The following is a 22,386-nucleotide window of genomic DNA, read 5'->3' as shown; positions in this document are numbered from 1 at the left end:
TACATCAAATTAACAATTAATTTACATAAAAAGCCTTACCTAATGATTTTATTAGTATTTTTAAGGAAAAATTTTTAAATAGAATAGCCTGGAAAGATGAGATTGTGTTGAATTTTTCGCCATAAAAATGCGATAGATATCAGTTATGCATTACCCTAACAAACCAATAATTAAACCAATGCTCATTAATGCGATAGCGATACCAAAATATCCCCGGGAAGAAGCTGATTGTTGTGAAAGAGATTGATTGGGTATTTGCTCTCCGGGTAGGGATTTATCTTCCTTCAGTGTGGATGTTTTCGCCCAGACCGCAGATAACTCTTCAAACGCCCAACGATGCTCAGGCTGGCTGTCTAGCCACTGAGAGAACTGACGGTATTCACTTTCTTCCATCTCACCGGATTCCAGTTTCACCAACCAGGCAACTGCCTGATCCATGGTATGCTCAGGCAGGCCATAACCCACCCATTCATCTACATTCATCGGTGTTACTTATCCGCTTTCATCCGGTTAAGCGATGTATCGCTTGCAGCAGGCCGGAAGGCAAACAGACAGGCTTTCATGCCTTTAGCTAAATGATTTTCAACTGTTTTGACTGAAATCTGCATCTGCTCTGCTATTTCTTTATGGCTGTAACCATGTATTTTTTTTAACACAAAAACCTGACGGCATACTGGCGGCAGTTGATCTATCGCTGCGAGTAATTTTGCCTTGTGTTGATCATCCGCCATTGAATCCTGCAAATTTTCCTGCGGTTCAATCACGTCAATCTGGTTGATTTCTTTATCCAGAAAACGACGACGTACAGCCTGATTACGTAGACGGCTGATGGCAATATTACGCGCGACTCTGAACACAAACGCCTGGGGATTATCTGGTTTTTGTTGCTTACATTGTTCCAGTAAAGTGACAAAACTTTCCTGAATCACCTCTTCGGCATCGGAGGGAGAGAGAAAACGGCTCAGTGCTTTTTTCAGCTTCCAGTGAGAACTGGAGAACAATTCTTTATAACCATCATCGCTGATGGATTGAGTTAAAGAATCAGGCTGATTATTGTTATGCATTACTGGCCTGCCGCATTTACTGGTGAATAAAAAGTGAATATTTTTCATACAAAATGTTATTACAACGGCGCAACATTACCGCTTTTTTTTTTAATAATCTATTACCGAAGGTGTGAGACAGGTGTGAATATTTAAACACTTCATTGTCCCTAAAAGGATAAAAGCTTTTAAATTCACGCCCTTAGCTTTACTCTACTTGGTGTGAAATTAATCAAAGGAGCGATTTGTGACGCTGGGTAAATGCCGCTTGTGTAACAACAAGCTTAAACACAGTTTTGTTGACTTAGGCATGTCGCCTTTGTGCGAAACCTTTATCCCCCCGTCGCAGCTCAACCAACCGGAAGTGTTTTACCCGCTGCATGCTTATGTATGTGAGCAATGCTTACTGGTACAAGTGCATGAGTTTGTCTCACCGGATGAGATTTATCAGGATTATCCTTATTTTTCATCTTACTCAGATAGCTGGGTTGAACATGCGCACCGATATTGCGAGAACATTGTTCAGCGTCTGGGATTAGATGCTAATTCACAGGTCGTGGAAATCGCCAGTAACGATGGTTATTTGCTGCAGCATTTTGTAACACAGGATATTCCTTGCTTTGGTATCGAACCTGCAACAAATGTCGCCGAAGTTGCACGCAAAAAGGGCATAAATACCGAAAATCTGTTTTTTGGTGCAGATACCGCCCAACAATTAGCCGACAAACACGGCAAAGCCGATTTATTAATTGGCAACAATGTGCTGGCTCATGTGCCCAACCTGCTTGATTTTATTCAGGGTCTGCACGCTATGTTAAGTGATGATGGCGTGCTGACCATGGAGTTCCCGCATCTGCAGCAACTTATTGAACAAAGCCAGTTTGATACCATCTACCACGAGCATTTTTGTTATTTGTCATTGTTGGTAGTAGAAAAAGCCTTTGCCAAACATGGCCTGCGCATTTTTGATGTTGAACAACTTGCCACACACGGTGGTTCACTGCGTATTTACGCCTGTCATAACAATGCTCAACAGCAAACAACAGCAGCGCTGGACGCCTTGCGTAAACAGGAAAAACTAGCCGGATTAACTGAACTCAGCACCTACTTAACCTTTGCCGAACAGGTACAGCAATGCAAAAACCAGTTGCTGAGTTTTTTAATTAACGCAAAAGCACAGGGCAAAAAAGTGGTGGGTTATGGCGCGCCGGGCAAAGGTAATACCCTGCTCAATTATTGTGGAATCGGACCTGATTTACTCAGTTACACGGTGGACAGAAGCCCGCATAAACAGGGCAAATATACGCCCGGCACACGAATTCCCATTTATGCACCGGATAAGATTTTTGCCACACAACCCGATTATGTACTGATTTTACCGTGGAATCTGGCCACAGAAATTACTCAGCAGATGCAGGATATTAAACAATGGGGCGCTAAGTTTGTGCTGCCTGTGCCCACTGCCACCGTGCTGGATTAAGGATTGAAAATGAAAGTCTTTGTTACTGGCACTGAAGGTTACATTGGCACGCGCATGGCGGCGTGGCTCATACAACATGGCCATCAGGTCACCGGACTCGATACCGGCTTTTATCGCGATGGCACCTTGTATCTGGATAACCAGCAACAACCAACTTTGCCTTTTACCTTGTGCAAAGATTTACGCCATATCAGTGCCGATGATCTTGAAGGTTTTGATGCGGTGATCCATTTAGCTGAGTTATCTAATGATCCACTCGGTGAACAAAACCCGGATATCACTTTTGAGATTAATCACCAGGGCTCCATTCAACTGGCACAAGCCGCCAAACAAGCCGGGGTGGAGCGTTTTGTGTATGCGTCGTCCTGCAGCGTGTATGGCGCTGCCGTCACCGACATCGTTGATGAACACTCACCGGTCAATCCACAAACCGCCTATGCCAAATGCAAAACATTAGTGGAGCGCGATTTACAACCGCTGGCTGATAATGACTTTAGCGTGGTGTGTTTACGCAATGCCACCGCCTATGGTCCCTCGCCGCGCATGCGTTTTGATATTGTATTAAACGATTTATGTGCACTGGCCTTTACCACCCAAAAAATCGCCATGATCAGCGACGGCAGCCCGTGGCGACCAATAGTACATATTGAAGATATTTGTGAAGCATTTCGCTGCGCTTTAGAAGCACCGGCACAAAGCATTAATGGTCAGATTTTTAATGTGGGCAACAGCGATGAAAATTATCGTATTCGTGAGATTGCCGCGATTATTGCTGAGGTATTCACTGGCTGTGAATTATCTACCGGCAAACCGAGCGGTGATAACCGCAGCTACAAAGTCAGTTTTGATAAAATCGCCACACAATTACCCGGATATAAAACACGCTGGACCACCAAAGCCGGGGCAGAGGAATTAAAACAACGCTTTGAACGCATACAGATGTCAGCAGATACCTACCAGTTCCGCGCATTTACCCGCTTAAAGCAACTTAACTATTTACGCCAGAGCGGACAACTGGATGACAGACTGTTCTGGAGCCAGTCATGAAAATCATCCCCACCGCACTGGCCGGTGCCGTTGAAATTCAGATTGATCCCATCAGTGACGAACGAGGTTTTTTCGCGCGCACTTGGTGTAGCCAAACCTTTCAACAACATGGCCTACCCAGTGAGTTTGTACAAACCAGCGTTTGTCATAATAAGCTGGCGGGTACTTTGCGTGGCATGCATTTTCAACGCTCGCCCTCTACAGAAGGCAAACTGATCCGCTGCGAACATGGCAAAGTGCTGGATGTAGTTATTGATTGTCGCCCTAGCTCCAACACCTTTTGTCAACACATCAGCATTGAGCTCGATAGCCAACAATTTAACGCGCTGTATGTACCGCCGGGATTTGCTCATGGTTATCAAACCCTCACGGATAATGCGGTGATGCATTACATGATGACCGATGTATTTTCACCTGAATTAGCCGGCGGTTTTCGTTATAACGATCCCGCTTTTGCGATTAACTGGCCGCTGCCAGTAAGCCAGATTGCCGGGCGCGATAGCCAATATGCTGATTTTGATGCGGTGTTGTGCCAACAGTTATTTAACGAGGAAAACTAATGCTGTCATTACTCTCCACTCAATCGGTTAAACAACTGCTGTGTATTGGCGCGCATCCTGATGACATCGAGATTGGCGCAGGCTGTACCATTCGTCAGCTGATAAAACAGCAACCTGAGTTACACATTCACTGGGTAGTATTAACCGGCAAAGGCAGCGCACGCGAGCAAGAAGCCATTAATGGCGCAGAGCGTTTTACCCAGGGCGCCACAAAGGTCACGCTCGAGATAATGGATTTTCGTGATGCCTATTTACCCTGGCAAGGTGAAGCGGTGAAAGCCTATTTTGATGAGTTAAAACAGCGCGTGAATCCCGATCTCATTCTTACCCACTGCGCTAACGATAAACATCAGGATCATCAGTTTATTAATCAGTTATGCTGGAACAGCTGGCGCAACAACAATATCTGGGAATACGAAATTGTGAAATGGGATGGTGATTTAGGACAACCGCAATTGCTGGTGCCGGTAAGCGAAGAGGACGCCAGTCAAAAAGCCGACGACATTTACCAAACCTTTGTCACCCAGCAAAGCAAAAGCTGGTTTAAACCACAAACCTTGCTGGCATTAATGCGTATCCGTGGGGTGGAATGTCACAGCGACTGCGCTGAAGCCTTTTATGTGCGAAAAATGGTGTTTAATCCTTAAGCCAAACCTGCCACGGCATATCCTGCTGACGACAACGCTCATCAAAGGCAAATTTATCTTTAGGTGTGTCCATGCACGCCCAAAAACCCTCATGCGCAAAAGCCAGTAATTGCTGCTTTTCAATTAAGCGGTCAAAGGGCTCATCCACCAGCTCTTCACCGGCCTGCATATAATCAAATATGGCTTGTTTAAAAACAAAAAAACCGCCGTTAATCCAAAATCCCGCCTTGCTCGCTGGTTTTATATGCTTAACCACACCATCGGCAGTAAACGACACCGCATGAAAACTACTGGTCGGTTTGACACTTACAAATGCCGCAGTTTTGTTTTGTGATTGCACATAATCGATATAACGATCTAAGGGTAAATCGGCCAGTCCATCACTATAGTTAGCCAAAAATACCGGAGAATCCGCCAGATAAGACTTAACCGCTAACAGTCGCTGAGCAATGTTGGCGTTTTCCCCCGTTTCCACCAAATTTACCTGCAATGTCGTCCCATCTTCGCAGCAAATATCGACAGTTTCACCCTGGCGGGTCAGTTCAACAAAATCGTCCTCCACCCCCTGAGTAAAATAGTCACGGATCACATCGCCTTTGTAACCCAGACATAAGATAAACCGGTTGTGACCAAAGTGCGCGTAGTAGCGCATTAAATGCCATAACATCGGTTTTTCGCAAACAGGCACCATAGATTTGGGCACTGTATCGGTATATTCACGCAATCGTGTACCTAACCCACCGCAAAATAAAACCACCTTCATTGTTTTATCCTTCTCACCTGTTTGTTACTCCTTTAACAATCCAACCTGTTTTAGCTTATCTGCGGCATGCTCAATATCATGCAAGGCTAAACCACTTTGTTCTGCCATCTCAGCCAGATCATGCTGACCATCGGCTAAATTCAGTACCCAAAGCAAAGCCATTCGCACCGCTTGCGATAAAGGCTTGCCTTTGTCATCATCATACAATCCATATTTAGATAAACAGGGTTCGGCGTAAGGCTGTGAATTAATGTAATAAGGTTGCGACTCCAGTTGCTGCAAGCCTTTAATCACAGCTTGTAACGCGCCTCCAAGTTGTTGTGGTTTTACAAATTGTAAGTCGTCTGCAGATGTGTGGTATTCAGGATAGGTGCCAAATGGCGTGCGCGACAAACGTCCCACCGGCAAGTTAAAACCCGGTGAACAATACTGTCGTTCATCATAGCCATAAGGTGAAAAAGGCTCAGTATTCCCCTGATAATCGTGCACAACTTTCGCCATCACTTTATCAATAGCGGTTTCAGCACTGCGGCTGTTTTTATAGGTTAAAGTTCCGCTGTCACCTAAGCCGGACAATACCAGTCCATGCTGAATACGCCGGAGGTTATCCCCTTGTTGTGCTAACCAGCAAATTGCTCCGATTGTGCCGGGAACAAACACAAACCGGTAGCTATAATGCAACTTATTTATTTTTTGTAAGTAACTGGCTAATGCGGTTGCGACCACGACGCCAGACAAGTTGTCATTGGCCATTGACGGATGACAAATATGAGTGGAAATCAGGATTTCCTGCGTCGATTTTCCTTTTATCAGCAACTCAGCATAATTTAAAACTCCGGGTTTAAGACTGCTATCAATGCAAACCTCATATTGACCCGGTTTAAGCTTTTGCCGCTGCTTATGTGTTAAACAAAATCCCCAGTCAGTTTGGTAATAGCTGGTTTTATAAGGGATCCAATCTGGCTGCCCGGGTATTGAGTGTAAATGAGGCTGCAATTCGTCCAGGGACATGACCCTGTTAACTGGCTGGCTGTAACTCATCACATGCAAATTATGCTGCGTAAAATCGACCACCCGCTTGCCACTAGCATCTTTTATATAGGCATCATTAATTTGCCATTCGTCGGGCACAATCCAATCCAGCACTTTGGTGCCACTGGCAACCGACTTTATCTCAAGTGGAATATGTTGTTGCAACAACGCCAGAGATTCCCGAACACCCGGCCCGGTAATACTGCGGCAAATCGGGTAAAGCTGTAGCATAAGCTGCTGCATTTTCTGCTGCGCAGCAGCTAAATCGGCGTGGGCAAATGGTGGGTTATCATTCATTGCCATAACCCCCACTAAGTTGTTGGCGATAAAAACCGACCGTGTTAGCCAGCCCTTGTGACAGAGTTGTCTGTGGTTGCCAATGTAACCACTGTGCGGTGTGTTTAATATCAGCTACCGGTTCAACTTCATGTTTACGCCCGGCACCTGCGCCAAATTCAGCCGTGATCTCAGTATCTGCTACTGCAATTAACTGCTCGATCACCCCGCGAATAGACTGGCTTTCACCACTGCCTAAATCAAGAGTTTTACCCTCAATGCCATGTTGCAGGCCCATGGTCAGCAACCCGGTTACCACATCCTCCACATAAATCCAGTCCACCAAACGTGTACCGCTGCTGATTAGAGGTGATTTCCCTTTCAACAAACACAAGATGCTGTATGGCACCAGCTTACTCAGATCTTTTTGCCCCGGTCCATACACCATAAAAATGCGCGCCATCACCACTGGTAACTGGTATAGCTGGTAAAACATGTTGCCATAAGCAGTGGCCGCTACTTTTGAAGCGGCATAAGGAGAACAAGGAATAACAGGCTGTGAACCATTAGTCTCACCTGACGAGGAAATCTCCTCTTGTGATTGCGCCAGAATAATTCGCTGACAACCTCCGGCCAGCTCAAGTGCGGTAAGTAAATTAACCGTCGCGACTAAATTATTATGCAGGGTCGAAGTCACATACTGCACATCACGTTTACCATGCACTTCACTGGCCAGATGAAATACAAATTCAGGTTTCACCTCTTCAACCAGATTGTGAACCTGACTCTCATTAGTTAAATCCGTCCGGACACCTTTCACCCCGGCGATATCAATCATATTAGTGCGGTAAACACCGATTACCTGCGCGCCTTGTTCAACCAGATAGCGGCACAGATGTTCACCAATAAAACCACTGGCCCCGGTGACCAAAACCCGTTTATTTTTGTATCGCGCCATAGAATTCATGGCTATCTTCCCGGGATGGCACTGCGTACCAGTTGTTGCATCACTTTATGCCGCAACCAGGTAACCCGTCTAAGTAAATACAGACACACACGGATTTTTTCAGTAACAGAAATCGGAGATGTCAGCGCGCTATAAAAACGATAACTGTGCAAATCAAGCCGCTGACGAATGCTATTACCAAGCGGCACATCTTTTTTAGCCGCGGTTTTCTTACTCATTAGCATGCTTGAGGTTTCATCATCAAAGCGTCTTACAAACAAACGCTCATGCACTTCCACAAACTTACCTAATAAGCTGAGCTCGGCTACCATGCTGATATCCGAGCCTGGCAAAGGCCGGATTAAACTGGTTTGTTTTAACGCAGAGACGCGAATAATGCCGTGCATGACATTATTAATTTTTTCGCGGTTAAGATATTTGATAAAACGCTCGGAGGGGCGCTCATCTTCCAGATTAAAGTCATCAAAATACTCATAAGCGACCTCTTCACCCATTTGATCACGTATCAGCAAAAATGCCTGAGGGTATGCCAGCACCACATCCGGCCGTTGTTCCAGTACCTCAATACATTTCTCAAAAAAGCCCGGTAAACAAAAATCACTATCCGCAGCCCATTTAAAGTACTGACCACAAGACAATTCAAAAGCACGATCAAAATTACGATACAAACCGATATTATGCGGATTACAGTGATATTTAACCCGCTTATCCTTTGCGGCGTAATGCCGGGCAATATCAGCGGTGTTATCAGTAGAAGCGTTGTCCACAATCAGCAATTCAAAATCACTAAAGCTCTGATCCAGCATCGACTCCACGGCACCGGCCAGCCATTTTCCGCCGTTATAAACCGGCAGACCAATGCTGAGTAGTGGTTGACTTGTACTTTGACCTTGGCTCACGTTAAGGGCCCGTTATCCATAACCTTAATTATTGTTATGCTCTAAATAGTAAACAGCCTGCAGGACACTGGCAAGCATTGCTGAAAACCTTCAATATCAAGCAGTTGGCTATTCAAACAATTTCGCCACAAATCGGTTGCATGCTAGTCTATGCAAAATATGCAATCGGCCGCTAATCCATCAATTTAGTACCATAAACAAGGCGTGATAAGGACGATCCATGACTGCGGATATTCGCCCAGTTGAACAGCACCAACTCACAAGGTTAAACCAGACAGCGCAGACTGATGAATGCTTTATTGCCCTGTTTGCACACAATGAAGCGCGTAATATTCACAGTGCGTTACGCAGCATTGAACGAGCGACCCAAAACCTCAATGCGAAGGTGTTTATACTGGCCAACGGCTGTACCGACCAGACTGTTCAGCAGGTACACAATTTTAAAGGAAATATCGGCAATCTGTATTTAATGGAAACCGCGGTTGGTGATAAAGCCAACACCTGGAATATTTTTGTGCACCAATTGCTGGCAGATAAATCGATTCCTGAAAACAGTGCAATTATTTTTATGGATGGTGATGTGACGGTTTCATCATCAACCTTTGATTTGTTGCAGGAAATGCTTAACAAAAACCCTTACGCAGAAGCAGCCGGAGCGATGCCCGCCACCGGCCGGGATCGTGATGCATGGCGTCAGCGTATGGTATTTAACGGTATGCTGGCTGGCAATTGTTATGCACTTCGAGGCAGTTTTGTTAGCTATCTTCAGCAACGCCAAATGCGTATTCCGGTCGGATTTATTGGTGAGGATTTTTTTGTTTCCTGGCTGATTGCGACCAACCTGTGGCGTAATGCCTATTATGAAAATATGGGGCGACGTTGTGTATTTCATGGACGCGCCGAGTTTTCTTTCCGCTCCTTGTCACCTTTTCGCTGGCGCGATTGTATAACCTATCTGCGGCGAAAATGGCGTTACACCTTGCGCGAATTACAAATGCAAATGCTATTGAATTTGATCAATCGCGGCTTATTGTATATTCCCCCAACCGTAGAAGAACTTTACAAAATGGCGCCTATGCCTTCACGTTTTGTGTGGCGCGGACGGGAAACACCAATGCGCACTCTGGCTGTATATCAGATACGTAAAATGCGTTCCTCAAAAAGCCAGTAAGATACAAGCTCTATGATTACTACCTTGCAAAGGCAAAGTATCGATACACAATGGCAGACCAGCCTATCGCTTCTCCAGCCGACTTGATTAAAACTAGTTGTAGTTCATCACAGGAGATACCTATTTATGCAGCCGTCGGACCTTTTACCAGACAACCAGAATTTTGCGCAAATCAATGGCGTTAATGTGCGAAAAGGCACCATAGGTGCATTTATGCTCAATTGTAACAACTGGCTGGATCCCACTATGTCACAGTACCAACGAGCGGAACTTGAACAAGAAATTCGTGACAGCATTCCAGCTTTAAAAGCATTAGGCATATTTGATTTTTTCCAACTGAAGGATCTCAAATTACAGCAATGGCTATACAACGAATTTCACATTCAGTAACCCCAGTATTACTGAATCGTGACAGAGATTTGTGCGTGGTTAATGTCCAGCAAGATTCGCCGCGTAATACCCCACCTCATCATCATAAACTAGGACAGCTTTTTGCGTCCCGAACGGGAGCATTAGCGATTACCAGCGAGCAACAGCAATGGGTTATGCCAGCCGGTTATGCGGTTTGGGTTCCGCCTAATTGTACACATGGTGTTAGTTCTGTTGGTGTTTTTAACGGCTGGAGCCTTTATGTCAGTTATCAGGCAAGCACCGGACTAAGTGATAAAATCCGGGTTATTAAGGTGAGTGAATTATTACTAGCAATTGTTAACAAACTACAAGACGCCTATCACACACTGCCCTTAGCGCACTATCAACCGCTGGCACAGGTGGCAATCAATGAAATAACCCAAGCCGACACTCAAAAATTTCATTTAGCCATGCCACAATCGCCCGCAATGCAGCAACTGACGGATGAGATTCTGAACCATCCGGCCATACGCTATCCGATAGAGCATTGGGCTGCAAAGCTGGCCATGTCTGCGCGCAGCTTTGCTCGCCACTTTCATAAACAAACCGGTTTACCTTTTGCGACCTGGTGTCATCAGGCCAGAATGTTGCTGGCCTTGCAGCTGCTGCCCCATCACAGCGTCAAACAGGTGGCACTCGAACTGGGATACGACAACAACAGTTCTTTCAGCCACAGTTTCAACAAACAATTCGGCATCTCGCCGAGCGCTTATCAGCAGCAGAGCTAAATTTGCAATAAAAATCAAATAGGATTGCGGATGGAGATCCGCTACTTAGGCGAGTAAACTGTTCTTCCTATCTCGCCGTTGTCCCTCGTGAGGAGCCAGTTTGTGAAAACCCTCTGCCAATTACTTAATATTACCTATCCTATTATTCAAGCACCGATGGTGGGCGTATCGACCCCAACGCTGGCGGCCGCAGTCAGTAATGCAGGCGCCCTCGGCTCAATTGGCATTGGCGCAAGTTCGCTAACACAAGCACGCGAGATGATATTGGCCACCCGCCAATTAACCTCACGCCCGTTTAACGTTAATTTGTTTTGTCATCGCCCCGCGGTAGCCAATAGAGAGCAAGAAGCCAACTGGTTGGCCTATTTGGCCCCTCATTTTGCTCGTTTAAATTTGCCAGTTCCAAGCACCATCAATGCGGCTTATGCTAGTTTTGTTGAGTCTCCAGCTATGTTGGAACTGCTGCTTGAATTAAAACCCTCAGTAGTCAGTTTTCATTTTGGTTTAGCCTCCGTCGCCAATATTCAGCAACTACAACAAGCTGGCATTGTGGTACTGGCCTGCGTAACTAATATCAACGAGCTGAGCGCCGCTGAACAGGCTGGCGTAGATGCAGTGGTAGCGCAAGGTGCCGAAGCCGGAGGCCACCGAGGCATGTTTGATCCTAGCGAGCCAGATACCATGCAGCCGCTTAATGAGCTACTTACCCAACTATTACCCGCTAGTTCAATCCCGGTTATCGCCGCAGGTGGCATTATGCAAGGCCAACAGATTACGCGTTTAATGCAAATGGGCGTAGCGGGCGCACAACTAGGCACCGCTTTTATTTTGTGCCCTGAATCAGCTGCTAATTCTGCTTATCGGCAAAAACTGCAAAGCCCGGCGGCGGCAAATACGCAATTTACCAGCTGCATATCTGGCCGCCCGGCACGCGGAATGGTTAATCGTTTGTATCTGGATGATGACCTAAACCGCCCCGACATTGCCGATTATCCAATTGCCTACAGCGCAGCCAAAAAACTCGCAGCCACAGCGATTCAACACAATGACGATAGTTATTCGGCACAATGGGCAGGCCAAGGCGCACCACTGGCACAAGCTATGCCTGCGGCCGAATTGGTTAAACAACTGGTAGCACAAATGGCACGAGCAGATTAAACCGCTTCAAGGCACGAACAATGCCTTATGGTTTTAACATTAGCGAGGTAGCGATAACTTAATTTAAATCCCTAAAGCGTGTTGCCACGTAGGCCGCTGCCGGAGATAGTAGCAATAAAAAAATGGCCACTACGTAGTCACGAACCACAAACAACATGATGCCGCCTGACAAACTCAACACCGCAATAGCTGCCCAGCCCATACACACCATAAACACGGCTTCGCTATTCACCGGATTTTTCCATCTGCGGAAAGACACCAATGAGAAAGCCAACAACATAATTAAAGGATTAAGCGTAAGCAAATCCATTTGCACCTACTTAAATGCTCATAAGGTTAAAACAGGACTAAACAATCAGTACCTTGACATGTTTTTACAATAAAAACAGCAAATTAGCGGATGAAAGGCCATAATAACTACAGGTGTTTGCAATCCGCTTTTTAACAAAGACTCATGTTCTAGTGGTAAGTCTGAACCCGCCAGTTAAGTAATTCACCCACGTAAACAGTACCACTTTTATCTACCGCCAAACCATGTGGGAAACCAAACTCAGACAAACCTTTACCCCAGCGGCCAAACTTTTCTATCACCTTACCTTGCAAATTAATTTTATTGATTTCACCACTACGAGCATCGGTGATAATAAAAGTTTTATCATCGTAGCGCTCCAGCTCGTAGGGGTAACCAATATCGTTCCACTGGGTTAAAAACTGACCATCGGTATTAAAAATCTGGATCCTGCCATTTTGACGATCGGTAACATACAAACGATCTTCCGCATCAAACAGCAAGGAGTGCGGGAAATTAAATTTACCTGCGGTCTCCCCTTTTTCGCCCCAGCTCGATAGCAAATTACCGCTTGGATCAAATTTCACAATGCGATAGTTATCACCATCGGCCACATAAATATTGCCCTTACTGTCCAGAGCCACGTCACTGGGGGCATTGAATAAATTAAGCTGATAGCCGTTATCAAACCAGCCTGAACCGGGGGAGTCTTTTCGCCCTAAAATCAGTTTAATTTTGCCCTGTTGGTCAAATTTAAGCACCTGATGGGTTTCCTGATCTGTGGTCCAGATATAATCCTGTTTATCCACAAATAAGCCATGGGGCACCTTAAATAATCCTAAGCCTAATTCACGCTTAAATTTCCCTTCTTTGCTGAACACCAGTAACGGATGCAAGCCCCGGTTGAATACCACCATGTCACCATTGCGGGTAAATTCCAGCCCGGCTACTTCTCCTAAATACCAGTTGTCAGGCAAAGTCAGGTTAATAATTTTAGCGCGGTTGGTGTCTACCACACCGGCCTGGGATATTGCGCTAACGCCAAGCAATAACAAACTGAGCAATAGATACAGCAACGAATGTCGCACCGATATGAGCGTAAGTGTTGATTTATTGAATTGCATAATACTTTCCTCGATAGTTGAGGCGAGCATTGTGACTGCATTATACTTTCCAAATAACAGCATTTATGGAAAGTTATATTTTCCCAAAAAGAAACAATGGATAAAGAACTCATTTATTTGCTTAGAGTATTTTGTACCGTGGTTGAACAGGGCAGTTTTACGCAGGCAGCAGAAAAATTACATGTACAAACACCCGCTATCAGCAAAGCAGTATCGCGTTTGGAATCTCTGCTGAATAAGCGTTTGTTAAATCGTTCCACACGCTTGATGGAAACATCCGATGCAGGCCTGAAACTATATAAACAGGCCACAGAGCAACTTGCCAGCATCGATGCAATGCTGGCGACGATACGCAATGATCAGGCCGAACCTGAGGGTACACTGCACATTACCGCCACACCGGCAGTGGGCGAGTATCTAAGTAATCAGCATATAGCCGCTTTTTGCCAACAATACCCAAAACTGAATATAGACATGTTGCTCACTAATGATCTGGTCCCTCTGCCATCCCAACAAATCGATATTGCGCTGCGCAGCAGCCACCATCTGGAAGATTCAAACCTGACCAGCAAGTTATTAATGTCAGCTAAACGTATTCTGGTTGCCTCACCGGATTTTATTTGCAACCTGCCGCAACCAATTAATCCCGAACAACTTGAACAACTGCCTTGCTTGCATTTTCAGCACAATAAACGCTTAAGTAACTGGGATTGCACAAAGGGAAAACACCACCTGTCCGTCACCACCACAGGTAATATTGCCTGCAACAGTTACAGCAGTTTAAAACAACTATGTATGCAAGGCATGGGCATTGCGCGTTTGTTTGATTACCAGATTGAGAAGGAACTCAAAAACCATAAACTGGTTCAGGTGCTGCCGGAATATAACTGGGGTGAGCAACATATTTACGCGGTTTATCACGGCAAAATGCAACATACCCCAAAGGTGAAAGCATTTATTGAGTTTATAAAAACGGTCTGAATCAAACCTGAATCAGCTCAAGTTTTGTTGCAGATATAACAGTGCTGAACTTTTAAGGGTGTAACAAACAATATGACCAGGTTTGTTGCGTCTTAGTAAACAATTCTCTTACGTGAAGCCGCGATTTTTTAAAGGTTAAAAACTCGACCTTAACAGGTTCAATTAAATACCCGCCCCAGTTATCCGGCCTTGCTAGTTCCCGCCCGGGATTCGATGCCAGTTCGTTGTCCACTTGCTCATACAACGCGTGTGGATCATCTAAAACATGGCTTTGTTTCGACAATATACTGATAACTCTGGCGCTTTGGCTGCGGCTATTCCAGTATTGGTCAGATGCTTGTACCGAGGTTTTGTGCGCAACACCACTCACCCGAATTTGTATGCCGATATGGTCCCACCACGCAGTAAGCGCAACTTTGTTATTGAGTTCAATGTCTTTGCCCTTGCTGGAATCAAAACGGGTACAAAATACCAGCCCTTGTTTATGCACTTCTTTTAAATCAACAAACCGGCTTTGTGGGAAACCCTGTGGATCAACAGTGCTAATATTGACGGCACTTTTCTGAGATAACGGAGAGTGTTGTTTCGCTTTGTCCCAATAATGGTTAAATTTTTCCAATGGATTTTCAGTTACGGTTTTACTCATTAACCTTCCTTCAGGTGAGTTATAAATTTATTAAGATCAATTGTTTCACCACGTGAATTAACGTAGCTCCCGGGCAATATGCACTCGAATTTAAAACCGAGTTTTTGCGCCAACGCCAGGCTGCGTTGATTGGATTCATGTATCCGACAATAAATGTGTTTTAAGCTGGTATGCTGGCTTAACCATAAAAAAACTTGCTGCACCGCCTGAACCATCAAACCTGCACCTTCGGCCTTACCATCAATAAAATAACCAACTTCTGCGGTATTTGTGTGCCAATCAATGTTTTTTATATCGATAAAACCAATAAATTCACCACTATCGGGCCGTTGTAACATAAACGGGAAATAGCTCTGTTGCTGTATTTTGTATTTTATCTCCACGCAATATTGCTCGGTGTCTTCCAAACTGTTTGTGCGCTTACAGGTACCAGCAAAAAAATCCAGCAGCCTGTCGCGGTTACTGTCAATCAAATCAAAAAACGCCCGATAATCACTCAAGTCCAAAAGTTTAATAACAGGGTTTAACAAGGGAGCAGTCATAAGCAGTTATGTCCTTAAATTCACTGAAATCATGTTAAAACTTGAAAATAATTTTATAAATAGACAATATCGAAATGCTTTTTTTCCAAAATGGAATTAATTGTGGATTTTCTGGACTGTACCAAAGCCTTTTTACTGGTCGCTCAACATAATAGTTTTAGTGCAGCTGCGTCTAAAATGGGGGTATCAGCGTCCAATATCAGTAAAAAAGTGCGTTTTCTGGAATCTCAGTTGAATAGCAGCCTGCTGGTACGAACAACACGTAATGTAAATTTAACCACCAGTGGAAAAATGTACGCGCAAAAAATGCGGCATTTATTAACTGAAATTGATGACACCATTCAGTCGCTTCAGCAATTAACCGATCAACCTAAAGGCTGGCTTCGAATAGGCGCAAATACTTTAATTGGCTCTAAAGTCGTCAGTGGCTGTTTGCCTGCATTTCTTGCCACCTATCCCGATGTTCAGGTTGAACTGGACGTGCTTCCCATTGGTGCGCCGCCCAACTCGAATAATGACATCACCATTACCACCAGTAATTATGAAATTGACTCGCTAAGTTTTCGGCGGGTTCGCCTGGCAAGTTATGAGATAGGCTTTTACGCAGCTCCCGCTTTTATAAAACGTTTTGGTCAGGTTGAAACCATGACGCAACTGGAAGCCTGCCCTTTTGTATTGTCGCTTGCCATGTACCGCAAGGGTTATTTCACCTTATCCGATGGTCAAAAGGTCAAGCTGAAAAAAGCCGTTTTTATATCGGACAATACTGAAGCGCTGTTTCAAAACGCGATTTCAGGAACGGGCATGTTCTTCGCACCCAATATCTTTATGAAAACCTACCTGGAACAGGGATTATTACAACGGGTTGTCCCCCAGTTCAGTGGACCAAGAGCAGACCTGGTGGCCCTGTATACCAATCTGGATTTTATTCCCGAAAAAACAAGATTGTTTTTAGATCATCTAAAACACAATATTGCTGATACAGGCATGTTTTAGTCCTTTCACGCCGTCACGTTGTTAATCGGTAACTTCGGTAACGGTGAAAGAAACCGAGGTAATTTTCCACTCAGTATCCACCTTTACCAAACTCCATGACTCAGTACCAAAGGCTTTCTTTTTACCGTTTTCATGGTCGCTGTAATCAAAGTGCACGCTGGCAAGGTAACCATCGGTTTGCACCTTAATATTCCACATTTTTTCTTCCTGCTCTGCATCGTCGGACAACATTTTGACCGGCGGGCCAAACTTGCCAAAATCGACCACCGCCGGATAATTTGGTTTTTGCTGACGCTTTTGACTTAGCATTTCATCGCTAAAAACCGCGACAAAGGGAATGTTGTCGCTAAAAAATAACGAGCTAAACACCGCCTTATCTTTGTTGATAATACTAATTCGGAATGTCTCGACCAGTTCACGTATTTCTGCTCCAGAATCCACAACATTAGCCATAGCAAACTGACTGGTTAAAAGCGCTGACACAGCAAACAACGCATGTCCCTTTTTCATGTTAACCCTTTTAATTGATGGCGATTTTTAATAATAAAAACAGCAGTATACGGTGTTTAGTTTTTGAAGATATAGCAACATGTAGCAGACTGGTTTTGGCAAAAAAATGGCATGAGTATTTAAAGAACTAAAGCTATTTCGCTTAGTAGATTACAAACCCTGTGTTTCCAGCACATTGCAGTGATTCACAGCTTCAATAAACGCGTTTAAAAACGCCGATATTTGCGACTCACTCTCAGGTAAGTGCAGCAAGGTTTCAATATCTGCTGGTGACTTGCCAACTAACGGTATTTTCAGAAAAATCTGCTCCTGAAACTGTTCACTGACGGTTGATAGCACCAGCCTCAGCGACGCCAGCATATCATCACCACGATGAGATGCATGAGCCAACACCACTGGTTTTCCGATAACTTCAAAGCGCGAGACCAGCCAGTCAATCGCATTTTTCAGACCGCCTGGAATAGCCCGCACATATTCAGGACTGCAGATAATAATGCCATCAGCTTGTGCAACGAGCGCAACGAAATCCTCAACCGAGGCGGGTGTTTCCGCGCCTTCCAAATCAGGTGAGAAAACCGGCAGTAAATGTAATTGCTGAAAAACCTGCAATTCAACGCCTTCGGGAGCCCGCTTTTTCAGTCCCTGTAACAAAGCAGTATTGGTCGAGGCTAGTCTTGCACTTCCGGAAATCGCGAGTAATTTCATAATGATCTTTTACTTATCCTTTAACTGCAATTTAATTTCCATGGCACAGCAAAACGGTCTGTCACAATCGCATAACAAGGTGACCAGAATGTTTTCTGCGGCGGTAAAATGACTTCACCGTGCTCTGCCAGCTTATTATATATATCCTTAACCGCCGACTCCGAAGTTAATCCAAGTAACAAATAAAACCCGCGTGGTTTGTGATATTGCTTAGGCTTTACATCAGCACCGGCCAACTCAATATTGTGAATATTTATATTGGCATGCACAATTTTATCCTGCCATTCACTCGATTCCTGCTGCGCTAAGGGTGAGTCTTTTACCTGCAACATAGTGCCGATTTTTCCCTGCAAATTCGCAGCATAGAATTCAAACGCCTGCTGACAATTTCCATTAAAATCGATATGCAATGACAGGCTCATTTATTTTCTTTCATTTGATTGACACAGACTCCAATTGTTCTCTTGATCAGGACATACGTGTGTTTGTTAGGCAACACTTTCACTATTAGAGATTTCATTAGGCAAACTCTGAGACACCTTAGAGATAGCTTTTTGAAATAATTGAGCGTTACCACAGGAAGAAAGCTGAATTAATTCGTTGAGCCCACTATTACTAGTGAACGCAATGTTTTCGTATAGACACACTGGAATTTGATGATTATCTCTAAATCGGCGGTCTGGCCCCCCGGACTTATTGACATATTTCCAAGTTTGACCCACAACGTCTGCATCTCGAGGCACACTACCATCTTCAATAAACTGCTGCCTTTCTACGTTCAAATTTAAATCGTTGTAGTTAACTGCGCCGACGCCATTGGAATCAAAAACAAATACTCTATCAGGAAAAAAATGTAATGTTTGGCGACCAACTCCAATAGCAACAGACTTGATATTTGTCTTGAGTAAAGGAGGCTCAGAAATAGAAATAGTTGTCTCATTTCTGTTTACTAAGTCACTGGCCCCTGCATGATATTTTTTATCCAAAACACGACCAGAGGCGGCGATATGCCACTTCTTTGAGCATGATTGTAATTTTTCTGCGGCAGACAGAAATGAAGAGTAAGCAGACTCCATTTCTGAGTCAAAATCGTAAAACAATACTGTGGTTTTATTTAGTAGGTCTCGACTATATGTAACGCCAGTTAATAGTGAGCCAACTACACAGATGCTAATACTGGCCCATAAAGGCCATGGTACGCGAAATGAAACAATAACTAAAAATAGGAACAATGCTAAGACAAAAGGCCAAAAGCTGTTTTTTTTCTTTTTGCTATTTAGCTCCTGTAATAGTTCTTCAGAAGATGAATCCACAATTTGGCTAACATCAGCCGACTCAATATCTTCTAAAACCTCATGTGTAGAACTGTTCGAAACAACATGATCACTGTCGAGACTATATTTATTTGTGTTCTGAGAACCTTTACGTTGACTTGGGCTAGTTATGGTTGTTCTATAGTAAAGTCCTTTAGCTCCGATATGAACATAATTTCCTCTAGGACCAGTTCCGACTCTGAATCCTTTAACACCAGCAGAAACACCTACTCCTGATTTAGATAGGTTGAATCGAAACGGACCAACGCTAATGCTTTTCCTTAAATAAAACCCCATATTGCCTCCTGCAAAGAAATTTCAGATTCTTGGCCTAACACTTGAGTACCAAAAGGGTCAGAGTAATTGATTTGGTATAATATCAACAACTCTGACCCCTTTGATTCCTGTTGTCCGGTGTATTTTGCCTGGCTCTCGTACTGCTGTTTGTTAGGCATGGCTATGGATTACACCTAATTCTGAGTTCTTTACGATTGAACCCAGCGTTTTCAGATAACGTTGTATAGCCACTTGGGCATTCCTGCTTGGCTCGATCATGGCACACAGAGAATGACACTGCTGCGCCACATTCAATTAGTATCGCTTGTTTGCCGTCCCTTTCATAAACTGTATTTGCAGTTGTACATCCAACTAAAAATACTAATGGCAATAAATTAGTCCACGGCTTCATATGCTTAATCCTTGTATGCCTACAAATTTAATAGTGAGCAATTGGGTCATTTTTCTACCGCAACCTGTCTCAGACCTAATCCTTTGAACTATAAGTAACAAATTAAAATATTAATTGCTATCCCTAGCTTTTTCTCCCCGCTTCCTTGCGGGGCGAGCCCCTTTCTTATGGATAAGAAAGAGGCGAAAGAATCCTGTACTCCGCCAATTTGCTGATCTTGTTCCGGTATCACTTGTTTTATCGAACCGGTGCGAGGCAGCTATCCGTGCAAAGCACGCACCTCGGGAAAACGTCCTGTTTTCCCGTTCGAACAAGTTTCACCTGCACAAGGCAAATTGGAGTCGCGATTAGCCAAGCTAAAGCTTGTCTGCTATCGCCTTGAAGTTTGACAGTGTTGGTTTTCCTAGTCAGCCAACGGCTGACTTATTTCCCCATCACTGTGACCAATTTAAAATTCAGATTAGCGAACTGCCAGACGAGGCAGGGATGCCGAGTCAGTCGCAACTGAAGGGATGTGGATTTGCGACGCTGGCAGTTTGCCTGAATTTGAAATTGAACTGGCACAGTGTGGGTGCCGGGTGAGTCCAGAGAGGTTGCGGCAGCACAACCTCTCTGGTTGCTGTCGCCAACGCGACGCCCAAACTTTACTTTAATGACAAAAGGTTGGTGCGCAGCAATATTTCCGTATTTTCTAAGCAAACCAATCAGTTATGCAGTTCAGACATTGTTCACTATTAGCAATTAGGTACTGAAATCACCCCAGCTGCTCCAACTTTTGCAGTATTGTTTCTTCCGTTTCAGGTTGGGCAGGATCGGGTTTGACGCAGTCAATCGGGCAACAAGCCACGCATTGTGGCTCGTCGTAGTGACCAATACATTCGGTGCATTTATCCGGGTTTATTTCATAGACCTTTTTGCCCATAAAAATCGCCTGATTAGGGCATTCCGGTTCGCACATATCGCAGTTAATACAACTATTTAAAATTTGTAATGCCATGATTAACCTGCGTATTAATCAACCTGGGTAGCCAGTGGAATCTGGCTGACAAACTGGCTGCGTGTGGTCTGGCTGTGGGGTAAATGGCGCACCACAATGCAAAATTCAGGTTTTACTTCTACAGGCAGTTCAAGCCATACATGATGACCCGAGCCTTTGGCATCGGTAATCACATTGCCCTGTTTGTCCCACATTTGTGTAATGGTCCAGCTGTGGTTACCTGCCGGGCTAATCAGTTCCAGCGTATCGCCAACCACAAACTTGTTTTTGACCTCAACCAGATAGCGGTTGTTTTGCTTTTCGATCACTTCGCCCACCAGTTGTTGGGTATCGCTGACAGAGCTGGCGTAATCGTAGTTTTGTAAATCACCGTGCTGTTTGTGGCGCTTTAAAAAACCATCGGTATAACCACGGTTGGCCAGATGCTCCAGCTCATGCATAAGTGACGGATTAAAGGTTTTGCCTGCCAGTGCATCGTCCATGGCCTGACGGTAAATTTGCGCGGTACGTGCACAGTAATAAAACGATTTGGTACGCCCTTCGATTTTAAGTGAATCCACGCCGATTTTGAGCAGGCGCTCCACATGCTGCACCGCACGTAAATCGCGCGAGTTAAAAATATAAGTGCCGTGTTCATCTTCAAAGGCGGGCATTAGTTCACCGGGGCGACCGGATTCCTGCATCACAAATAATGGCGATGCGCTTTGCTCACCACAACCACCGGCATAATTGCCCGTTGCCAGCACATCACCCGGTTGCAGATTACCCATTTCATCCTGTTCGGCGCTGTTAATTTGATACTGCCAGCGACAGGCATTGGTACAGGTGCCCTGATTAGGGTCACGTTTATTGATATAACCGGATAACAAACAACGGCCAGAATAGGCCATGCACAACGCACCGTGTACAAACACTTCCAGCTCCATATCCGGGCATTGCTGGCGGATTTCTTCAATCTCTTCAATGGATAATTCGCGCGATAAAATCACCCGTGAAATGCCCTGCCGTTGCCAGAATTTTACCGACGCCCAGTTCACCGCATTGGCCTGCACCGACAGGTGAATATTCAAATCTGGATAGGCATCTTTGGCCAGCATAATTAAGCCGGGGTCGGACATAATAAAGGCATCGGGCTGCATTGCGACCACAGGCGCTAAATCATTTAAAAAGGTTTTGAGTTTGCCATTATGTGGCGCGATGTTATTGACCACATAAAACTGTTTGCCCAGCTGGTGTGCCTCGTTAATCGCCAGTGCCAGATTGTCGTGATCAAACTCGTTATTACGTACCCGCAACGAATAGCGCGGCTGACCGGCATAAACCGCATCCGCACCGTACGCGAAGGCATAACGCATATTTTTAAGCGACCCAGCCGGGGACAATAATTCTGGCGATTTCATCACAACCTCATTA

Annotated in this window: 26 protein-coding genes; 10 read left to right on the top strand and 16 right to left on the bottom strand. The window is 44.7% G+C overall.

Translation table 11 applies throughout. From position 1 onward, the window contains the following. Positions 1 to 150 precede the first annotated feature (150 nt). Complete coding sequence (locus tag H8B19_RS06800; protein ID WP_186506049.1) at positions 151 to 483, bottom strand: FecR/PupR family sigma factor regulator; 333 nt, start codon at positions 481 to 483, stop codon at positions 151 to 153. Between the two features lie 5 nt (positions 484 to 488). Continuing rightward, entirely contained in the window at positions 489 to 1,064 is a 576-nt protein-coding gene (locus tag H8B19_RS06795; protein WP_186506048.1) for an RNA polymerase sigma factor, read from the bottom strand. Positions 1,065 to 1,290: 226 nt separating this feature from the next. On the opposite strand from H8B19_RS06795, the gene H8B19_RS06790 reads away from it, so the two are divergent. The 4 genes from H8B19_RS06790 to H8B19_RS06775 are packed head-to-tail and all read left to right on the top strand — an operon-like array spanning position 1,291 to position 4,777. Beyond that, entirely contained in the window at positions 1,291 to 2,523 is a 1,233-nt protein-coding gene (locus tag H8B19_RS06790) for a methyltransferase domain-containing protein (RefSeq protein ID WP_338401506.1), read from the top strand. Positions 2,524 to 2,532: 9 nt separating this feature from the next. Then, a complete protein-coding gene (locus tag H8B19_RS06785; RefSeq protein WP_186506047.1) occupies positions 2,533 to 3,570 on the top strand; it encodes an NAD-dependent epimerase/dehydratase family protein in 1,038 nt (345 codons plus the stop codon). Continuing rightward, a complete protein-coding gene (locus H8B19_RS06780) occupies positions 3,567 to 4,130 on the top strand; it encodes a dTDP-4-dehydrorhamnose 3,5-epimerase family protein (RefSeq protein ID WP_186506046.1) in 564 nt (187 codons plus the stop codon). Before H8B19_RS06785 ends, H8B19_RS06780 begins: the two co-directional genes overlap by 4 nt. Beyond that, complete coding sequence (locus tag H8B19_RS06775; protein ID WP_186506045.1) at positions 4,130 to 4,777, top strand: PIG-L deacetylase family protein; 648 nt, start codon at positions 4,130 to 4,132, stop codon at positions 4,775 to 4,777. The genes H8B19_RS06780 and H8B19_RS06775 overlap by 1 nt, the downstream gene beginning before the upstream one ends. On the opposite strand, the gene H8B19_RS06770 is transcribed toward H8B19_RS06775, so the two are convergent. Genes H8B19_RS06770 through H8B19_RS06755 form a run of 4 tightly spaced genes read right to left on the bottom strand, consistent with a single transcriptional unit; the run spans position 4,767 to position 8,714 of the window. After that, positions 4,767 to 5,540: a sugar phosphate nucleotidyltransferase gene (locus H8B19_RS06770; RefSeq protein ID WP_186506044.1), complete on the bottom strand. Its 774-nt coding sequence runs from the start codon at positions 5,538 to 5,540 to the stop codon at positions 4,767 to 4,769. The genes H8B19_RS06775 and H8B19_RS06770 overlap by 11 nt on opposite strands. Positions 5,541 to 5,564: 24 nt before the next feature. Next, positions 5,565 to 6,869, bottom strand: a complete 1,305-nt coding sequence (locus tag H8B19_RS06765; RefSeq protein ID WP_186506043.1) for a DUF4910 domain-containing protein — start codon at positions 6,867 to 6,869, stop codon at positions 5,565 to 5,567. After that, positions 6,862 to 7,815, bottom strand: a complete 954-nt coding sequence (locus H8B19_RS06760) for an NAD-dependent epimerase/dehydratase family protein (RefSeq protein ID WP_186506042.1) — start codon at positions 7,813 to 7,815, stop codon at positions 6,862 to 6,864. The genes H8B19_RS06765 and H8B19_RS06760 overlap by 8 nt, the downstream gene beginning before the upstream one ends. Positions 7,816 to 7,817: 2 nt before the next feature. Further along, the gene (locus H8B19_RS06755; RefSeq protein ID WP_186506041.1) at positions 7,818 to 8,714 is read right to left on the bottom strand and encodes a glycosyltransferase; all 897 of its coding nucleotides are present in this window, start codon (positions 8,712 to 8,714) and stop codon (positions 7,818 to 7,820) included. Between the two features lie 220 nt (positions 8,715 to 8,934). On the opposite strand from H8B19_RS06755, the gene H8B19_RS06750 reads away from it, so the two are divergent. The 4 genes from H8B19_RS06750 (at position 8,935) to H8B19_RS06735 (ending at position 12,182) form a co-directional block, all read left to right on the top strand. Continuing rightward, a complete protein-coding gene (locus H8B19_RS06750; RefSeq protein WP_186506040.1) occupies positions 8,935 to 9,885 on the top strand; it encodes a glycosyltransferase family A protein in 951 nt (316 codons plus the stop codon). Positions 9,886 to 10,011: 126 nt separating this feature from the next. Then, a complete protein-coding gene (locus H8B19_RS06745; RefSeq protein WP_186506039.1) occupies positions 10,012 to 10,275 on the top strand; it encodes a DUF7709 family protein in 264 nt (87 codons plus the stop codon). After that, on the top strand, positions 10,245 to 11,024 hold the full coding sequence (locus tag H8B19_RS06740; RefSeq protein WP_186506038.1) for an AraC family transcriptional regulator: 780 nt from the start codon (positions 10,245 to 10,247) through the stop codon (positions 11,022 to 11,024). Before H8B19_RS06745 ends, H8B19_RS06740 begins: the two co-directional genes overlap by 31 nt. Before the next feature lie 102 nt (positions 11,025 to 11,126). After that, positions 11,127 to 12,182: an NAD(P)H-dependent flavin oxidoreductase gene (locus H8B19_RS06735; protein WP_338401504.1), complete on the top strand. Its 1,056-nt coding sequence runs from the start codon at positions 11,127 to 11,129 to the stop codon at positions 12,180 to 12,182. A gap of 58 nt (positions 12,183 to 12,240) precedes the next feature. On the opposite strand, the gene H8B19_RS06730 is transcribed toward H8B19_RS06735, so the two are convergent. Beyond that, complete coding sequence (locus H8B19_RS06730) at positions 12,241 to 12,492, bottom strand: hypothetical protein (RefSeq protein ID WP_186506037.1); 252 nt, start codon at positions 12,490 to 12,492, stop codon at positions 12,241 to 12,243. 149 nt (positions 12,493 to 12,641) lie between these two features. Further along, complete coding sequence (locus H8B19_RS06725) at positions 12,642 to 13,595, bottom strand: peptidyl-alpha-hydroxyglycine alpha-amidating lyase family protein (protein WP_186506036.1); 954 nt, start codon at positions 13,593 to 13,595, stop codon at positions 12,642 to 12,644. A gap of 96 nt (positions 13,596 to 13,691) precedes the next feature. Between H8B19_RS06725 and H8B19_RS06720 the strand changes: the two genes are divergently transcribed. Next, positions 13,692 to 14,576 carry a LysR family transcriptional regulator gene (locus tag H8B19_RS06720; RefSeq protein WP_186506035.1) on the top strand — a complete coding sequence of 295 codons (885 nt, stop codon included), beginning with the start codon at positions 13,692 to 13,694 and terminating at the stop codon, positions 14,574 to 14,576. A gap of 52 nt (positions 14,577 to 14,628) precedes the next feature. Here H8B19_RS06720 and H8B19_RS06715 read toward each other — a convergent pair whose 3' ends face one another. Both H8B19_RS06715 and H8B19_RS06710 read right to left on the bottom strand, forming a co-directional pair. After that, positions 14,629 to 15,222 (bottom strand): pyridoxine/pyridoxamine 5'-phosphate oxidase, encoded by a 594-nt coding sequence (locus H8B19_RS06715; protein WP_186506034.1) that lies wholly within the window; start codon positions 15,220 to 15,222, stop codon positions 14,629 to 14,631. Next, positions 15,222 to 15,764 carry a GNAT family N-acetyltransferase gene (locus tag H8B19_RS06710; RefSeq protein WP_186506033.1) on the bottom strand — a complete coding sequence of 181 codons (543 nt, stop codon included), beginning with the start codon at positions 15,762 to 15,764 and terminating at the stop codon, positions 15,222 to 15,224. Before H8B19_RS06710 ends, H8B19_RS06715 begins: the two co-directional genes overlap by 1 nt. 102 nt (positions 15,765 to 15,866) lie before the next feature. On the opposite strand from H8B19_RS06710, the gene H8B19_RS06705 reads away from it, so the two are divergent. Continuing rightward, positions 15,867 to 16,760 (top strand): LysR substrate-binding domain-containing protein, encoded by an 894-nt coding sequence (locus H8B19_RS06705; protein ID WP_186506032.1) that lies wholly within the window; start codon positions 15,867 to 15,869, stop codon positions 16,758 to 16,760. A gap of 21 nt (positions 16,761 to 16,781) precedes the next feature. Here the strand turns inward: H8B19_RS06705 and H8B19_RS06700 are convergent, their stop codons facing one another. From H8B19_RS06700 to trhP, 6 genes are all read right to left on the bottom strand, one after another. Continuing rightward, complete coding sequence (locus tag H8B19_RS06700) at positions 16,782 to 17,270, bottom strand: hypothetical protein (protein ID WP_186506031.1); 489 nt, start codon at positions 17,268 to 17,270, stop codon at positions 16,782 to 16,784. Between the two features lie 150 nt (positions 17,271 to 17,420). Next, a complete protein-coding gene (locus tag H8B19_RS06695; RefSeq protein WP_186506030.1) occupies positions 17,421 to 17,975 on the bottom strand; it encodes an NADPH-dependent FMN reductase in 555 nt (184 codons plus the stop codon). Positions 17,976 to 17,995: 20 nt separating this feature from the next. Beyond that, positions 17,996 to 18,397, bottom strand: coding sequence for a VOC family protein (locus H8B19_RS06690; protein WP_186506029.1), 402 nt, complete (start codon positions 18,395 to 18,397; stop codon positions 17,996 to 17,998). Positions 18,398 to 18,463: 66 nt separating this feature from the next. After that, positions 18,464 to 19,585 (bottom strand): DUF4236 domain-containing protein, encoded by a 1,122-nt coding sequence (locus H8B19_RS06685; protein WP_186506028.1) that lies wholly within the window; start codon positions 19,583 to 19,585, stop codon positions 18,464 to 18,466. Between the two features lie 1,145 nt (positions 19,586 to 20,730). Beyond that, positions 20,731 to 20,973 (bottom strand): YfhL family 4Fe-4S dicluster ferredoxin, encoded by a 243-nt coding sequence (locus tag H8B19_RS06680; RefSeq protein ID WP_186506027.1) that lies wholly within the window; start codon positions 20,971 to 20,973, stop codon positions 20,731 to 20,733. 14 nt (positions 20,974 to 20,987) lie between these two features. Beyond that, positions 20,988 to 22,373, bottom strand: coding sequence for a prephenate-dependent tRNA uridine(34) hydroxylase TrhP (gene trhP / locus H8B19_RS06675; RefSeq protein ID WP_186506026.1), 1,386 nt, complete (start codon positions 22,371 to 22,373; stop codon positions 20,988 to 20,990). Between the last annotated feature and the right edge of the window lie 13 nt (positions 22,374 to 22,386).

Origin of the sequence: Neptunicella marina (assembly GCF_014270035.1) — a bacterium.
Taxonomy (GTDB): Bacteria; Pseudomonadota; Gammaproteobacteria; order Enterobacterales; family Alteromonadaceae; genus Neptunicella; species Neptunicella marina.
This window is presented reverse-complemented; position numbering and strand designations above follow the sequence as displayed.

Bases quoted from the DNA above. Each gene is read 5' to 3' on its own strand.
- H8B19_RS06800 (WP_186506049.1), bottom strand. From the start codon at position 483: ATGAATGTAGATGAATGGGTGGGTTATGGCCTGCCTGAGCATACCATG.
- H8B19_RS06795 (WP_186506048.1), bottom strand. From the start codon at position 1,064: ATGCATAACAATAATCAGCCTGATTCTTTAACTCAATCCATCAGCGAT.
- H8B19_RS06785 (WP_186506047.1), top strand. From the start codon at position 2,533: ATGAAAGTCTTTGTTACTGGCACTGAAGGTTACATTGGCACGCGCATG.
- H8B19_RS06780 (WP_186506046.1), top strand. From the start codon at position 3,567: ATGAAAATCATCCCCACCGCACTGGCCGGTGCCGTTGAAATTCAGATT.
- H8B19_RS06775 (WP_186506045.1), top strand. From the start codon at position 4,130: ATGCTGTCATTACTCTCCACTCAATCGGTTAAACAACTGCTGTGTATT.
- H8B19_RS06770 (WP_186506044.1), bottom strand. From the start codon at position 5,540: ATGAAGGTGGTTTTATTTTGCGGTGGGTTAGGTACACGATTGCGTGAA.
- H8B19_RS06765 (WP_186506043.1), bottom strand. From the start codon at position 6,869: ATGAATGATAACCCACCATTTGCCCACGCCGATTTAGCTGCTGCGCAG.
- H8B19_RS06760 (WP_186506042.1), bottom strand. From the start codon at position 7,815: ATGAATTCTATGGCGCGATACAAAAATAAACGGGTTTTGGTCACCGGG.
- H8B19_RS06750 (WP_186506040.1), top strand. From the start codon at position 8,935: ATGACTGCGGATATTCGCCCAGTTGAACAGCACCAACTCACAAGGTTA.
- H8B19_RS06745 (WP_186506039.1), top strand. From the start codon at position 10,012: ATGCAGCCGTCGGACCTTTTACCAGACAACCAGAATTTTGCGCAAATC.
- H8B19_RS06740 (WP_186506038.1), top strand. From the start codon at position 10,245: ATGGCTATACAACGAATTTCACATTCAGTAACCCCAGTATTACTGAAT.
- H8B19_RS06730 (WP_186506037.1), bottom strand. From the start codon at position 12,492: ATGGATTTGCTTACGCTTAATCCTTTAATTATGTTGTTGGCTTTCTCA.
- H8B19_RS06725 (WP_186506036.1), bottom strand. From the start codon at position 13,595: ATGCAATTCAATAAATCAACACTTACGCTCATATCGGTGCGACATTCG.
- H8B19_RS06720 (WP_186506035.1), top strand. From the start codon at position 13,692: ATGGATAAAGAACTCATTTATTTGCTTAGAGTATTTTGTACCGTGGTT.
- H8B19_RS06715 (WP_186506034.1), bottom strand. From the start codon at position 15,222: ATGAGTAAAACCGTAACTGAAAATCCATTGGAAAAATTTAACCATTAT.
- H8B19_RS06710 (WP_186506033.1), bottom strand. From the start codon at position 15,764: ATGACTGCTCCCTTGTTAAACCCTGTTATTAAACTTTTGGACTTGAGT.
- H8B19_RS06700 (WP_186506031.1), bottom strand. From the start codon at position 17,270: ATGAAAAAGGGACATGCGTTGTTTGCTGTGTCAGCGCTTTTAACCAGT.
- H8B19_RS06695 (WP_186506030.1), bottom strand. From the start codon at position 17,975: ATGAAATTACTCGCGATTTCCGGAAGTGCAAGACTAGCCTCGACCAAT.
- H8B19_RS06690 (WP_186506029.1), bottom strand. From the start codon at position 18,397: ATGAGCCTGTCATTGCATATCGATTTTAATGGAAATTGTCAGCAGGCG.
- H8B19_RS06685 (WP_186506028.1), bottom strand. From the start codon at position 19,585: ATGGGGTTTTATTTAAGGAAAAGCATTAGCGTTGGTCCGTTTCGATTC.
- H8B19_RS06680 (WP_186506027.1), bottom strand. From the start codon at position 20,973: ATGGCATTACAAATTTTAAATAGTTGTATTAACTGCGATATGTGCGAA.
- trhP (WP_186506026.1), bottom strand. From the start codon at position 22,373: ATGAAATCGCCAGAATTATTGTCCCCGGCTGGGTCGCTTAAAAATATG.